The sequence below is a fragment of the Mucilaginibacter sp. Mucisp86 genome, assembly GCF_047324315.1.
Lineage (GTDB): Bacteria > Bacteroidota > Bacteroidia > Sphingobacteriales > Sphingobacteriaceae > Mucilaginibacter.
Genome location: NZ_CP168503.1, coordinates 5,190,946 through 5,204,724 on the forward strand (window position 1 = coordinate 5,190,946; position 13,779 = coordinate 5,204,724).

Sequence of the window (13,779 nt, forward strand, 5' to 3'; positions counted from 1 at the left end):
CGTGTTTAAAATTTTGACCCAAACGCTTATCGCCCTTTAGAATATTACGCTCCAATTACCTTTACTTTTTTAAATTGCAGTCTTATACATGTTTATATGCACAATAGTGGCTTTTTAAAGGTATTCGCAATTATCGCATTTATTAGTTTGTTATTTGATTGGTATATCCATTCCGGCTTAAAAACACTCACCACCGACTGGCAATCAAACCTATGGCGCAGTGTTGTTTTATGGGGGTATTTGGTAATATCCGTAGGCGTAACTGCTTTATTTTTGTTGGGATTTGGTGCTTTCAGTACCGCAAGTGGTATGCGCCCGTTTCACGAATGGATGCTGAGCCTGTTCCTCACATTTTTTGTCACCAAACTGGTTTTTATCATTGTGCTTTCCCTTGGTGATCTCGGGCGTTTCTTCGTCGGAATTTTTAATATGGCCGGCCGTTCGGGCAATGCAAGCGGACAGCCAGCCTTTCCCGGTAGGCGTAAGTTTATCAGTGAAATAGCTGTACTGGTAGCCGCGGTACCTTTTACATCGTTTTTTTATGCCATGTTTAAGGGTAAGTACGATTATAAGTTACATAAAACCACGCTTTATTTTGAGGATTTGCCGGATGCATTTGATGGCTTTACCATTACCCAGTTATCTGATATCCATTCGGGAAGTTTTGATAATACCGAAGCTATGCAACGCGGTATCGACCTGGCTAAAGCTCAAAAAAGCGACCTGTTTGTTTTTACCGGCGACCTGGTGAATAATGCAGCATCAGAAATTGAACCTTATATAGACAGGTTTGGACAGATCAAAGCCCCTTATGGGCAGTTTTCCATCTTAGGCAACCATGATTATGGCGATTATATCCACTGGGATAGCTTACAGGAAAAGGCAGCCAACCTGGATAAACTCAAACAGCATCATAAAGAATTGGGCTATCGTTTGTTGCTTGATGAAAATGTAACAATCGAAAAAGGAGGACAAAGCATCTCCCTTATCGGTATCCAAAACTGGGGTAAGGGATTTATACAGGTGGGAGATTTAAATAAAGCGCTTGAGGGTGTACCTAAAGATGCTTTCAAAGTACTGCTTTCGCATGATCCAACTCATTGGGAAGAGCAGGTGCGTTATAACCCTACTACCATTCATCTCACCTTATCCGGGCATACCCATGGTGCACAGTTTGGGGTAGAGATCCCAGGTTTTAGATGGAGCCCTGTAAAATACCGCTATGTTGACTGGGCTGGCCTGGCTAATGAAAAGAACCGTTACCTGTACGTGAACCGTGGTTTCGGCTTTCTTGCATTTTCGGGCAGACTGGGTATTTGGCCGGAAGTCACGGTGATTGAATTGAAGAAAAAGGTGGCATAAGCTAATAAAAAGCCAGTTTCTATACATCTATTTGATTGTGGCAAGGTTTTTATGCTTTTATTACAAAGCATCTAAAACTAAAATTATGGCAACTAACAATATGAAAAGGATAGGAAAGCGGGGAGCGCAGGTTGAGTATAGTAACGCCTGGGAAGTGATGAGGCCTTTTGTTCATTTCGGCATTAAAGCGGCAAGTGCTATCGCGCATACGCTTATCTACATTGTAAAACATGTACCTAAGCCCGGTTCGCCTAACCCGCCCGAAAAGAAAAGGGACAAGATCATTAAAATATAAAATTGCAAACCCGGCAGTAATTTCGGTTTTTTTATTGCGGTAAACGGTTTTACCGTTATTTGACGGAAAAAATACCGTGTTTTCACGGATTGCCGCAACGTTTTTTAATGCCGAAATTTAGACCGTTAGTTAAAATGGATTTACACAATTGCCATTATTTGATAACAGGCTGCAAATGTTGCCTTTCTATATTGAAACATATTTAAAGCCTAAACCTTACTTACTTTAACCTTATCGTTACACCCGCCTAACCGGCGGGTGTTTCTTGTTTTATACCAGTTTAAATTAAAAAGCGTTGTGTAGGCGGCATTGTTGTTTAAATAGCAATTTGTATTTACTTTCACCCTCAATGAATTATCTGTTTACCGGTTACAAAACACTTCAAAAATTAATACTTCCGGCGCTGTTGCTTTCTGCTACAATATCAAAAGCACAGGTTTTTGGCGGCAACCCACCCTCAATAAAGTGGAAACAGGTAAACACAGCTCCTGCAAGGGTAATATTCCCGGCGGGCTTGGATTCGGCAGGACTAAGGGTAGCCAATATTGTGCAGCAAATGAATGGCGTTGTAAAGCCTACCATCGGCTTTAAACAAAAACAGATCAGTATTGTACTGCAAAACCAAACCACCGTTGCTAACGGTTATGTGGGGTTAGCGCCCTTCAGAAGTGAATTTTATTTAACCCCCGATCAAAATAGTTTTGAAATAGGCAGTCTTCCATGGCCGCAGCAGTTGGCTATCCACGAGTTTAGGCATGTGCAGCAGTACAATAATTTTAATGTAGGGCTTTCGCGTTTTCTCCGTGTAATTTTTGGCGAGGGCGGGCAGGCGCTGGGCAACGATCTGGCCGTACCTAACTGGTTTTTTGAGGGGGATGCTGTATTTAACGAAACCCTGGTGAGCGAACAGGGCAGGGGCAGGCTACCATATTTTTTTACCGGTTATCGTGCGCTATGGGCGGCTGATAAAAACTACAGCTATATGAAACTTCGCAACGGCTCATACCGCGATTATGTGCCCGATCACTATCCGCTTGGTTACATGATGGTAGCCTACGGACGTGAAAAATATGGCAGCGAACTATGGAGAAATGTAACACATGATGCGGCGGCTTATCGCGGCGGGTTTTACCCCTTTCAGTGGGCCATTAAAAAATATACCGGCGAAAGTTTCAAAACATTTTCAAATAATGGGTTTAGCTATTTTAAACAGCAATTTGCCGAAGATAACACCCAACCGGTTACCGAACGAAAGAGACACTTTGACGCCAACCGGGAATACCCTGCGTTTGTGAACGATAGCACAATTATTTACGCTGAAAGTACCTATGATCATTTGCCTGCTTTCGTTATCAAAACCGGTAATAAGGAAGTAAAACTAAGTACCCGTTCCTATTCGCTGGATAGTTATTTTGATTATAACGATGGTAAAATAATTTACGCATCCTATCGGCCCGACTTACGCTGGGGCTACCGTAACTACAGCGAATTGATGTTGCTTGATACAAAAACAGGACAAGAGCACCGTATCACCTCAAAAGCAAAATACTTTTCGCCAGCTTTTAGTCCTGACGGCCAAAGCATAGTTGCGGTACAGGTTGATCCCTCCGGAATGAGTAAGCTGCACATCTTAGATACAACCGGGAAGGTACAAAAGGAAATTCCAAACCCCCAGGGGTTGTTTTATACCTATCCTAAGTTTTATGGTGATGGTAAATTGATTTCGGCTGCCCGTGATAAAGAAGGCAAAATGGGGATAGCTCTTACGGATATTGCCACCGGTAAAGCAGATTATTTAACACCCCTGAGCTTTCGCCCGATAGGTTTTATCGCCCTGAAAAAAGATACCCTATATTTCACTCAAACAAATGGTAAAAACGACCGCCTCTTTGTGATGATGCTTAGCAATAAAAGTGTTTTTGAATTGTTGCCAACCGGTAATTATACAGGGTTAGGCTATTATCAGCCGGCGGTAAGCGATAACAAACTGGTCTGGGTTGGTTTTACTGCTGATGGCTATCAGGTTAACCAGGCTAATAAAAAGGATTTGAAATGGATAGCGGCCGGAGTTGATTACGCACGTTACCTGCCCGATTTGGGTATCACGGCACTAAAAAAAGATTCGGCTGCCAATATAGTTGCCGAAATAACCAATAAACCTTTGCCGGTCACCAATTATTCAAAAGCGCATGGATTGTTTAACTTTCATAGTATCATCCCTAATATCAGCGACCCTAACTATTCGTTCGCTATTACCGGGGAGAATGTGTTGAATACTTTCCAATCCGAACTGTCTTTTGATTATAATACTAATGAAGGGTATAAGCAATTTGGTTTCGATGCCATTTATGGGGCTCTGTTCCCATATATTTCGGCCGGTGCTGATTATACGCTCGACAGACGGAGCTTTTACAAAGGACAATATGTTTACTGGAATGAAACCGCTGTTCATGGCGGTTTACGTGTACCATTGAATTTTACCGAAGGCAAACGTTTAACCAGCCTTACGTTAGGCAGTGATCTGTACTTTAACAGTATTAATTTTCAGCAAGCTTACAAAAGCAGTTTTGCAGATAGGTCTTACAGTTATCTGAACAACTACCTTAACTTCAGCAATCAAACGCAGCAGGCGCAAAAAAACATCTATCCCCGGTTTGCGCAAAGTATAGGCCTCAATTACAAATCAGCAGTTTCCGGCTCGGGAGCAACACAGTTTTTAGCCACAGGAAGCTTTTATTTCCCCGGTTTGTTTGTGAACCACAACTTTGTGATCAGCCTGGCGCATCAGCAAAAAGGAAAAGATAATGTGATCAGTTTCTCTAACGATTTTCCTTTCTCCAAGGGTTACACTGCCGAAAACTTGGATAACATGAACAAGGTTGGCTTAACCTATCATTTGCCAATAGCTTATCCCGATGCCGGCTTCGGTAACTTGTTTTATCTGTTACGACTACGCGGGGCATTGTTTTTTGATTACACCCATGCCAACGCATCCAACTTTTTTACCGATGGAAGCAGCTTTAAGCAAAATTTCAGGTCGGCAGGTGGCACGTTGTATTTCGATACTAAATTCTTTAATCAAAATAGTATCACATTCGGTATCAGGTATAGCAGGCTGCTGGATGAAGACTTTTTTGGCGGGACAGGCCGCAACAGAATAGAACTGGTTTTGCCGGTGACGTTCTTTTAACGGAATGTTACAAGATATCAGTCTTATGTCCTGATATCTTGTTTCTTGAATCTTTTATTTAACTATTTGCCAGTCTGATCAGTTCCTTAACCCGGTCAACCCCGGTAACATCAATACTGTATTCATCCCCAGCTTCGGCGCTCATCATGATACTTTCGTTATGAAATTTCATTTTACTCGCAACCTTGATCCTTGCCGACGAATGCACTTCCTTTACCCCGGTAAAATGAATCAGATCGGCCACATTGGCTTCACTTACACCACTGCCGGGCATAATGCTGATACGGCCGGCCGCCTGTTCAACAAGGCGGTTTAAGTTGCTGGCGCCTTCAATAGCAGTGCTTTTACCTCCCGAGGTAAGCACGCGTTCGCAGCCCATTTCAATAATTTCTTCAAGGGCTTTATGCTGATCGGCACACATATCAAAAGCGCGATGGAATGTAACGCCAAGGCCCCATTGCCGGGCAAGGCGCACCATTTCGGTACAGCGTTCAATGTCAATGGTACCATCTTCTTTAAGAATACCTATTACAACGCCATCGCAGCCGGCATCAATACAATACCTGATATCGGCCATCATAAGCTTGTACTCCATATCATTGTACAAAAAGTCGCCGCCGCGCGGACGGATCAGTACATAAAGCTTGATATGGAGCAGACTGCGGGCCATTAATATGGTGCCGTGCGATGGGGTGGTGCCACCTTCTTTTAAATTTTCGCAAAGTTCAACACGCACAGCGCCCCCTTCCTGGGCCGCCAGGGCCGATGTTACCGAATTAGCACAAACTTCGAGCGATACGGGTTGATACATTTTCTTTTATGTTTTTTAGTTCATGGATCATAGTTGATAGTTCATAGCCGGATTCGTCTATTTAACCCAACATCCTAATAGCTTTTCGCCATGAACCATGATCTATCAACCATGAACCAAATAATCTCTATTTATAATAACTTTTTCCCGGAATTAACAGATCCTGTTGCTGCGCATTACAAACAGCATATGAAAAGCCGCTTTGTATAGCGTAAGCACCATATTCGCCTTTTTTATTAATTGCTAAAAAGCCAACCTGGATCTTTTTAGCTATTTCCGGTTTCTTTTTGATAATACGGTTTACAGCCTCTTTGCAGGCATCCTCGGGCGATAATCCCTGGCGCATCAGTTCGACCACCAAAAAGCTGCCCACGTTGCGGATCACCTCTTCGCCAACACCTGTTGACGTTGCCCCGCCAACTTCATTATCTACATAAAGGCCTGCACCTATAATTGGGCTATCGCCCACGCGGCCATGTAATTTAAAGGCCATGCCGCTGGTTGTACACCCTCCTGAGATATTGCCTTTAGCGTCAATGGCCAGCATACCAATAGTGTCATGGTTGTATTTATTGCCCGGTTTGCCGCCGTTTTCTATGTTCATAACGGGGCTGTACTGAGCTTTTTTAAGCCATTCTTTCCAGATCTTTTCAGTTTCCGGGGTTAGCAGTTTTTCTTTTTTCATTCCCTGTTCAACTGCAAACTGGGTTGCACCTTCGCCAACCAGCATTACGTGAGGGGTTTTTTCCATCACCAAACGGGCTACTGAAATAGGGTGAGCTATATTTTCCATAGCAGCTACCGACCCGCAATTGCCAAACTCATCCATAATACATGAATCGAGGGTTACATGGCCATCGCGATCAGGCAGGCCGCTACGACCTACGGTATGATTGCTGATATCTTCGGCTTCGGGAATGCGTGCTCCGGCTTCAATGGCATCGAGGGCACGGCCTCCGGCCGATAATACTTTCCAGGCACCTTTGTTGGCAATAATGCCAAAATCCCAGGTTGAGATAACGATAGGATAACCGCCTTCTGGTTTAGAAATGACAGTTTTTGCTATAGCAGATTTAGAAATGGCTGCAAATGAAGCACCTGCAGCAGATAATTTGATGAACTTACGGCGGTTGTACATACCGCTAATATATAAAAAACAGTATTAAGTCATAAGTTCTAAGTCTTGAGTCTGAAGTCGTAAGTATTGAGTTTCTGAGCCAGATCCTATTTGGGTATAAAATGAAGACTTTTAACTCAACGGTTAAAACTTCCGGCTTCAAAAAAAATCATTCAAAGTCGCGCTGACAGTTAAAACAATGCCATGCTTTGCGGCTGTAAAAAGGGAATATCATTAGCAAAAATGATACGATGGCGGTAAGCCAGTGAACCCTTTTTTCGGTTGCCGAACCATATCGTACATTGGTTGAGCCGCAGTACGGACATATGACAGCATTTAGTGTTTCATCATCAATTTCAATATGGTCCTGGTCGTGAAGATCACCTTCGGCGGCTAAAATTTCACGGCATCGTTCAAGGTCGCGCTCGAAAATTTTAAGTTTAATACCACCTACTGCCTGGTTGTAAAGCGGGTTTGAACCTATGGTGTTTTCGTCGGCAATAAAGCAGGGAATGCCATAACCCTCCAGTTTGGTACGGATGATGTGTGCAAGCATCACATCATAATAAGTTTCAAATGTTATGATCTTTTCTTCGGGTTGAACGGCCATATGTAGATAAATATTAATCAAAGGTAAATTGTTTTTTATTTAATTTGGACGCCATGAACCGCATCGACCGAATATCAGCAATTTTGATCCAACTACAATCACGCAGGGTAGTAAAGGCCGGTGATATAGCCGATAGGTTCAATATTAGTCTGCGTACTGTTTACCGGGATATTAAAACGCTCGAAGAAGCGGGCATTCCCCTCATAGGCGAAGCCGGGGTTGGCTATTCCATAATGGATGGCTACCGTCTTCCGCCGGTTATGTTTACCCGCGAAGAGGCTACGGCTTTTTTAACTGCCGAAAAGTTTGTTGAAAAGCTTACCGATACCTCAACCATGGCGCAGTACCAGTCGGCCATGTATAAGGTGCGGGCTATCCTTAAATCGTCGGAAAAGGATGCTTTGGAAAACCTTGACGGGAGCATAGAAGTATTAAAAAGTCATAGCCAGAAAAGGGCAGGAAGCACCGATCATATCCAAACTATATTGGATTGCATCATATGTAAAAAGATCATGAGCATCGATTATTTTGCTGCCCATTCGCAGGAAAATACCAAACGGGAAGTTGAGCCGGTAGGTGTTTTTTTTCTGGACAGCTTCTGGCACCTGATAGCCTATTGCCGCCTGCGTAGTGACTATCGGGATTTCAGGATAGATCGCATCAGGAAACTGGTGGTTACCGATAAAAGTTATGTAAACAGTAAGCACCCCACGCTAAAGGATTACATTGATAAAATGGCTTGTGAAAAGCAGCTTGAACAGGTAGTGATTAAAGTTGATAAGGAGATTCACAGCTATCTTGATCATCAAAAATATTATGGCGGTTTTGTATCTGAAAAAACTGTAGGTAATAAAATTGAGATGACTTTTTTGACCATCTCATTAGAAGGCTTTGCCCGCTGGTACATGACCTTTGGCGATCGTGCCGAGATCATCAAACCAGACACTCTGTTGCATCGCGTACGGGAGATCACAGCAACCATCTCCCAAAAAATAAATTAATTTCTTTTCTTTTTTTCCTGCTGACATAAGGCTGTCACCAGCGCATTGTTACTTTGTTTCATCATAGCAGGGACGCGACTTTTATTGGTCGTGTTTTTGCGGGTAATTTAAACCATACACTTATGAAACATTGGATAATAGTAGTATCAAAAGATCACATTAGCCGGGGTATTTCCGGGGGCTTTATTCAGGCTAATCATGGCAAGCTTGCACCGCTTAAACGTATGGCAGTTGGCGACTGGGTAGCGGTGTATTCGCCTAAGCAAAAAATGAATGGTGATACACCTTTACAAGCCTTTACTGCCATTGGCCAGGTGCGGGATGAAGATATTTATCAAAAGCAAATGGCTATCGATTTTACGCCTTACAGGCGCAATGTAAATTACTATGAATGCATGGAGGCTCCTATAGCCCCGATGATTAATGAGCTCGATTTTATCAGCAATAAAAAGGCATGGGGGTACAACTTCAGGTTTGGTTTTTTTGAAGTTCCCGGCACCGATTTTGAGAAGATAAAAGAGCAGATGATAACTGAAGATAAACCACTACTAAATAAAGCTACATTATGGAAAAACTAACAGTAAACGTACAGGTGAAATTTAAAGCGCCCATGGCCAGAGTTTGGCAGGGATTAACTGATCCGGCCATGGTAAAAGAATACTTTTTCGGTACCAATCTGGAGTCGAGCTGGAGGGTAGGGGAGCCCATTAAATTCAGCGGGGAATGGAACGGACATAAATACGAGGACCACGGAACCATACTGGATATTGATCCCGGTACATTTGTAAAATATAGCTACTGGAGCAGCATGAGCGGTACCGATGACAAGCCCGAAAACTATGCTAACATCACCTATAACCTAACCGAAAATAGCGGCGAAACCGAGCTTACTATTACCCAGGATAATGTAAAAAACGAAGAAGCCAAAGCGCATTCGGAGCAAAACTGGACAGGGATTTTTGAGAAATTGAGAAAGTTGATAGAGTAGTTATAGTAGTAAATTGATAATTTATATAATCATTATAATTATTTGTTTAAAAGTTAATTATATATCAATATAACAAATAGTAATAGCTCCGTATATGGATAAAATAACAATAAAGGGCTTTTATTTAGTCGGGATTTCTGTACGCACTACAAATCAAAATGGACAGGCGATGAAAGACATAGCCGGGCTTTGGAACTGGTTTATGAGCGAGCATGTTTTACAGCAGGTGGTGAACCGCTTAAACGATGACATTTATTGCGTTTACACCGATTATGAAAGTGATAAGGACGGCTATTACACCGCGGTACTTGGGTGTAGGGTTGCTACTAAAGATAATATCCCTGAAGGCTTGATTTGCATTACTGTGCCGCCCGGAAGTTATAACCGGTATATAGCTAAAGGTGTACTACCGCAGGCAGTAGGCGAAACCTGGCATCAGATCTGGACGAGCGATATCGACAGAAGATATATGGCCGATTTTGACGTTTACGGAGAAAGATCGCAAAATGCTGATAGTGCAGAGGTTGAGGTTTTTGTTGGGGTGAATAGTTAATGCTACCACCCAGGTCCTTTTTCTGGCCTTTTTCTGGCGCAAGTCTTGTGTGGTGGGTAATGTAGGGCTGACTTGTGCCTTCTGGTACACCTATTTTAGGACGATACAGAGTCACAAGTCATCCACCCTCGTGGCCACCGCGCAAGACTTGCGCCATAGTAGAGAAGAAGTCACAAACTAAAAAAGAAGAAGCAAATGCTTTTTCCCCTCCAGAAAATTCTGTAAATCCTTAAATTCTGAAAGTTTTGATATGCTTTATCTATTAAAAGTCAATCGTTTGCCAGCTTTACCTTCAATAAGACTTCCGTTGGCGTAAGCCAGGTTACCCGATATTAAAGTATAAGCTACCTGTGAGCGGAATGTGTTGCCTTCAAACGGGCTCCAGTTACATTTATACAGGATATTGTTTTTATCTACGTTCCATGGTTTGTTAAGGTTAACCAGTACTAAGTCGGCCCAATAACCTTCGCGGATGAAGCCGCGTTTCTCTATTTGAAAAAGGGTGGCTACGTTGTGTGCCATTTTTTCTGCTATTTGCTCAAGGCTTATTTTGCCGTGATGGTACAGCTCAAGCATGGCCGGTAAAGCATGTTGAACCAATGGGCCGCCGGATGGGGCCTGCAGATAAGGTTGCTCTTTTTCTTCAATGGTATGCGGGGCATGATCTGTAGCAATAACGTCAATCCTTCCGTCAAGCACGGCACGTAAAATACCATCACGGTCCGCCTCTGTTTTTACCGCGGGGTTCCATTTAATGTAATTGCCTTTTGTTTCATAATCTGCATCAGTAAACCACAGGTGGTGGATGCAGGCTTCGGCGGTAATTCGCTTATCTTTTAGCGGGATTGTATTCTCAAAAAGGTGTGTTTCGCGCTCGGTAGAAATGTGTAAAATATGCAGGCGGGTGTTGTGTTTTTTTGCCAGCTCAATCGCCATTGATGATGACAAATAACAAGCCTCCGCGCTCCTGATTTTTGGATGCATCCGCACGGGGATATTTTCGCCAAGCAGTTGTTTATAGTGGGCAAGATTGCTCTTGATCGTAGCCTCATCTTCGCAATGTGTAGCTATCAACATTGGTGATTGTGCAAACAGTTTTTCGAGCGTGTGCGGGTCATCAACGAGCATGTTCCCGGTGGAGGATCCCATGAATACTTTTATGCCGCAAACCTTGCTGGTATCGGTGCGCAAAACCTCGTCCAGGTTGTTGTTGGACGCGCCCATAAAAAACGAATAATTGGCCAGTGAATTTCGTGAAGCGATCTGGTATTTATTTTCCAAAAGTTCCTGCGTTAAGGTGTTGGGCACGGTGTTCGGCATCTCCATAAATGAAGTGATACCACCGGCAACAGCAGCGCGTGATTCGGTATAAATGTCGGCTTTGTAAGTCAAGCCTGGTTCGCGAAAATGTACCTGGTCGTCGATGCAGCCGGGAAGCAAATGCAGGCCTTCTGCGTTGATGATTTCATCGGCTTGCACGTCAATCACTGAATCGATACGGTCTATCAAACCATCTTTAATCAATACATCGGCAACGTATTGTTTATGCTCGTTAACTATGGTGGCTGCTTTTATCAGGATTGTAGACATGGGTTGATTTTGGATTTCGGAATTTCGATTTCGGATTTATTAATATGATGCTTATAACAGGTCAAACTTACGAAGTTTTTGAAACTTCGTAAGTTTTGCTTCGGGAACGTAATTACATTTCAGCAAAAGTTTCCTCGGTAGGGAACTCTCCCAAACTCCTGTAAATAGGCATTCCATTTGCTTCGCTGTCTTCAACCGCCCATTTAGACATCGCATACATCACAGGCCGTAAACCCATACCCGTTTCACTGAGCCGGTAGGTTACATGCGGCGGCACAACAGGTTTAGATTCTCTTATGATGATGCCGTCAGCTTCCAGTTGTTTCAGGTGTTGGATCAGCATTTTTTCGGTAATAGTTGGGATAGACTTTTTTAGTTCACCATAGCGTTTGCTGCCGGCTAACAGGTGGAACAAAATGATAGGTTTCCAATATCCGCCTATACGCTCCATTACATAAGTTACGGGGCATTCTTTAAATGCGGCTTGTTTGTTTTCCTGTATGGTTGAGCTTTCTTTTATAGCTGTCATGGTGATACATACTTTGGGGTAAGTACTTGTAAAAAAGTAAGTACAAAAATACCTTTGCTTTCAAATAAAAACAAAAACATTATGAAAATTATAGTAACAGGTTCAACAGGCAATATAAGCAAACCTTTAACACAAACTTTAATTGCCGCAGGGCATAACGTAACAGTAATTAGCAGCAATGCCGATAAGGCAGCAGAGATAGAATCATTAGGCGCTAAAGCTGCAATTGGCTCACTGGCCGATGCCGATTTCTTAACACAAACATTTACCGGTGCAGATGCACTTTACGCCATGGTACCGCCAAGTTTTAGCGCCGAAAGCTTAAGGGCCTATCAAAATGAAACAGGTAAAAGTTATGCTGAAGCTATCAAGCGGTCGGGCATAAAAAAAGTGGTTGCGTTAAGCAGCATCGGTGCGCATTTGGATAGTGGCGTAGGACCGATAAAAGGCATCCATGATGTTGAAGGAATTTTAAGTGGATTAGATGGTGTAGCTGTTAAATTTATCCGTGCGCCATTTTTTTATATCAATTTCTTCAGTAGCATTCCACTTATCAAATATCAGGGCATCCTTGGGTCAAACTATCCTGCAGATGCAAGGCTGATCATGGTACACCCTAAAGATATTGCCGCAGCTATTGCTGAAGAGTTGCAACAGGATTTTACCGGTAAAAGTGTTAGGTATATTGTAAGCGATGAATCAACGCCCGGTAATGTAGCTGCTGTTTTGGGTGAGGCTATTGGTAAGCCCGGTTTACCGTGGATTGAATTTACGGATGAACAACTTGCGGAGGGCTTACAGCAGGCAGGTGTTCCGCCCGAAATGACCCGCAACTTTGTTGAAATGGGTACTGCCGTAAGAAGTGCAAAAATATGGGAGGATTATGATAAGCACAGGCCAACCGAATCCGGAAAGGTGACTTTGCAGGATTTTGCCAGGGAGTTTGCTGCGGTATACAATGCCTGATCCTTTTATTAATAATTCAATCTGATCGGCAGGATCATACTATAAAATTTTCACAGAAGTTTTCAAACCTGCCTCAAATAATCGAATTGCACGGATCTTAAATTTTAAGTTCGTGTAATTCGATTAATGCATTAAAAATCGGCATAATTTCCCTTGATCGTTTTTCGATCTGCATTAATTCCGGGCTTTGGCTAAAAGTGCGGGATATGCGAAATTTTTTAAACTAATGGAATTGCGCAATAGCATTTGCATTATTGTATAATAAATAAATATCTTTGTAACAAAGATATTTAGATAATGAGGAAAAATATTGAAGATAAATTATTATCACAATTCAGGGCAGCCAGCAGGCAATATTCTGATGCTTCTATCTTTATGCACGAAGCAATAGCCCGAAAAGCCGGACTCTCAGGTACAGATCACAAATACTTAGGGCTGATACTGCAGCACAAATCCATAACAGCAGGCGAGATTTCAAAGCTAACCGGACTGACTACCGGCGCGGTAACCGGTTTGATTGATCGCTTGGAGAGAAAGAAGTTGTTGAAAAGGCAATTTACCAAAGACGACAGAAGGAAGGTAATCATCGTTCCTAATGCTGAAAATAGTATGAAGCTTCTAACGCCGCTCTTTGATGAACTGCAACAGCAAACCACTGAACTCATTTCAACTTTCTCACCCGGCGAAATTCAAACTATTGAGCGCTACTTTGTAGAAGCAACAGCTATAATGAAAGCAACAGCAGAAAAGTTAAATAACAAATGATA

14 protein-coding genes are annotated in these 13,779 nt (G+C 42.7%); 9 read left to right on the top strand and 5 right to left on the bottom strand.

The window, feature by feature from the left end; genetic code table 11:
* The first annotated feature begins 96 nt into the window (after positions 1-96).
* From ACEN9X_RS21870 to ACEN9X_RS21880, 3 genes are all read left to right on the top strand, one after another.
* On the top strand, positions 97-1,362 hold the full coding sequence (locus tag ACEN9X_RS21870) for a metallophosphoesterase (protein WP_413667155.1): 1,266 nt from the start codon (positions 97-99) through the stop codon (positions 1,360-1,362).
* Between the two features lie 85 nt (positions 1,363-1,447).
* Positions 1,448-1,657 carry a hypothetical protein gene (locus ACEN9X_RS21875; protein ID WP_413667156.1) on the top strand — a complete coding sequence of 70 codons (210 nt, stop codon included), beginning with the start codon at positions 1,448-1,450 and terminating at the stop codon, positions 1,655-1,657.
* Positions 1,658-2,006: 349 nt separating this feature from the next.
* Positions 2,007-4,847 carry a hypothetical protein gene (locus ACEN9X_RS21880; protein ID WP_413667157.1) on the top strand — a complete coding sequence of 947 codons (2,841 nt, stop codon included), beginning with the start codon at positions 2,007-2,009 and terminating at the stop codon, positions 4,845-4,847.
* A gap of 58 nt (positions 4,848-4,905) precedes the next feature.
* On the opposite strand, the gene ACEN9X_RS21885 is transcribed toward ACEN9X_RS21880, so the two are convergent.
* The 3 genes from ACEN9X_RS21885 to ACEN9X_RS21895 all read right to left on the bottom strand — a co-directional run bounded on the left by ACEN9X_RS21885 (position 4,906) and on the right by ACEN9X_RS21895 (position 7,385).
* The gene (locus ACEN9X_RS21885; RefSeq protein ID WP_413667158.1) at positions 4,906-5,658 is read right to left on the bottom strand and encodes a copper homeostasis protein CutC; all 753 of its coding nucleotides are present in this window, start codon (positions 5,656-5,658) and stop codon (positions 4,906-4,908) included.
* A 127-nt stretch (positions 5,659-5,785) separates the two neighbouring features.
* Positions 5,786-6,796, bottom strand: a complete 1,011-nt coding sequence (locus tag ACEN9X_RS21890) for a N(4)-(beta-N-acetylglucosaminyl)-L-asparaginase (RefSeq protein ID WP_091211270.1) — start codon at positions 6,794-6,796, stop codon at positions 5,786-5,788.
* 148 nt (positions 6,797-6,944) lie between these two features.
* Positions 6,945-7,385: a DUF2007 domain-containing protein gene (locus ACEN9X_RS21895; RefSeq protein ID WP_413667159.1), complete on the bottom strand. Its 441-nt coding sequence runs from the start codon at positions 7,383-7,385 to the stop codon at positions 6,945-6,947.
* Positions 7,386-7,438: 53 nt separating this feature from the next.
* Between ACEN9X_RS21895 and ACEN9X_RS21900 the strand changes: the two genes are divergently transcribed.
* The 4 genes from ACEN9X_RS21900 (at position 7,439) to ACEN9X_RS21915 (ending at position 9,927) form a co-directional block, all read left to right on the top strand.
* Positions 7,439-8,386 (top strand): helix-turn-helix transcriptional regulator, encoded by a 948-nt coding sequence (locus tag ACEN9X_RS21900; RefSeq protein WP_413667160.1) that lies wholly within the window; start codon positions 7,439-7,441, stop codon positions 8,384-8,386.
* Positions 8,387-8,508: 122 nt separating this feature from the next.
* On the top strand, positions 8,509-8,964 hold the full coding sequence (locus ACEN9X_RS21905; RefSeq protein WP_091211273.1) for an EVE domain-containing protein: 456 nt from the start codon (positions 8,509-8,511) through the stop codon (positions 8,962-8,964).
* Positions 8,952-9,374, top strand: a complete 423-nt coding sequence (locus ACEN9X_RS21910; RefSeq protein WP_413667161.1) for an SRPBCC family protein — start codon at positions 8,952-8,954, stop codon at positions 9,372-9,374. Before ACEN9X_RS21905 ends, ACEN9X_RS21910 begins: the two co-directional genes overlap by 13 nt.
* 94 nt (positions 9,375-9,468) lie before the next feature.
* Complete coding sequence (locus tag ACEN9X_RS21915; RefSeq protein WP_413667162.1) at positions 9,469-9,927, top strand: GyrI-like domain-containing protein; 459 nt, start codon at positions 9,469-9,471, stop codon at positions 9,925-9,927.
* A 255-nt stretch (positions 9,928-10,182) separates the two neighbouring features.
* On the opposite strand, the gene ACEN9X_RS21920 is transcribed toward ACEN9X_RS21915, so the two are convergent.
* Positions 10,183-11,517: a dihydroorotase gene (locus ACEN9X_RS21920; protein ID WP_413667163.1), complete on the bottom strand. Its 1,335-nt coding sequence runs from the start codon at positions 11,515-11,517 to the stop codon at positions 10,183-10,185.
* A gap of 112 nt (positions 11,518-11,629) precedes the next feature.
* Positions 11,630-12,046, bottom strand: a complete 417-nt coding sequence (locus ACEN9X_RS21925) for a winged helix-turn-helix transcriptional regulator (protein ID WP_413667164.1) — start codon at positions 12,044-12,046, stop codon at positions 11,630-11,632.
* A gap of 81 nt (positions 12,047-12,127) precedes the next feature.
* On the opposite strand from ACEN9X_RS21925, the gene ACEN9X_RS21930 reads away from it, so the two are divergent.
* Positions 12,128-13,012, top strand: a complete 885-nt coding sequence (locus ACEN9X_RS21930) for an NmrA family NAD(P)-binding protein (protein ID WP_413667165.1) — start codon at positions 12,128-12,130, stop codon at positions 13,010-13,012.
* A 297-nt stretch (positions 13,013-13,309) separates the two neighbouring features.
* Entirely contained in the window at positions 13,310-13,777 is a 468-nt protein-coding gene (locus ACEN9X_RS21935) for a MarR family winged helix-turn-helix transcriptional regulator (RefSeq protein WP_413667166.1), read from the top strand.
* The last annotated feature ends 2 nt before the right edge of the window (positions 13,778-13,779 follow it).

Excerpts from the sequence above, each read along its gene's own strand:
- ACEN9X_RS21870 (WP_413667155.1), top strand. The coding sequence starts at position 97 with ATGCACAATAGTGGCTTTTTAAAGGTATTCGCAATTATCGCATTTATT.
- ACEN9X_RS21875 (WP_413667156.1), top strand. The coding sequence starts at position 1,448 with ATGGCAACTAACAATATGAAAAGGATAGGAAAGCGGGGAGCGCAGGTT.
- ACEN9X_RS21880 (WP_413667157.1), top strand. The coding sequence starts at position 2,007 with ATGAATTATCTGTTTACCGGTTACAAAACACTTCAAAAATTAATACTT.
- ACEN9X_RS21885 (WP_413667158.1), bottom strand. The coding sequence starts at position 5,658 with ATGTATCAACCCGTATCGCTCGAAGTTTGTGCTAATTCGGTAACATCG.
- ACEN9X_RS21890 (WP_091211270.1), bottom strand. The coding sequence starts at position 6,796 with ATGTACAACCGCCGTAAGTTCATCAAATTATCTGCTGCAGGTGCTTCA.
- ACEN9X_RS21895 (WP_413667159.1), bottom strand. The coding sequence starts at position 7,385 with ATGGCCGTTCAACCCGAAGAAAAGATCATAACATTTGAAACTTATTAT.
- ACEN9X_RS21900 (WP_413667160.1), top strand. The coding sequence starts at position 7,439 with ATGAACCGCATCGACCGAATATCAGCAATTTTGATCCAACTACAATCA.
- ACEN9X_RS21905 (WP_091211273.1), top strand. The coding sequence starts at position 8,509 with ATGAAACATTGGATAATAGTAGTATCAAAAGATCACATTAGCCGGGGT.
- ACEN9X_RS21910 (WP_413667161.1), top strand. The coding sequence starts at position 8,952 with ATGGAAAAACTAACAGTAAACGTACAGGTGAAATTTAAAGCGCCCATG.
- ACEN9X_RS21915 (WP_413667162.1), top strand. The coding sequence starts at position 9,469 with ATGGATAAAATAACAATAAAGGGCTTTTATTTAGTCGGGATTTCTGTA.
- ACEN9X_RS21920 (WP_413667163.1), bottom strand. The coding sequence starts at position 11,517 with ATGTCTACAATCCTGATAAAAGCAGCCACCATAGTTAACGAGCATAAA.
- ACEN9X_RS21925 (WP_413667164.1), bottom strand. The coding sequence starts at position 12,046 with ATGACAGCTATAAAAGAAAGCTCAACCATACAGGAAAACAAACAAGCC.
- ACEN9X_RS21930 (WP_413667165.1), top strand. The coding sequence starts at position 12,128 with ATGAAAATTATAGTAACAGGTTCAACAGGCAATATAAGCAAACCTTTA.
- ACEN9X_RS21935 (WP_413667166.1), top strand. The coding sequence starts at position 13,310 with ATGAGGAAAAATATTGAAGATAAATTATTATCACAATTCAGGGCAGCC.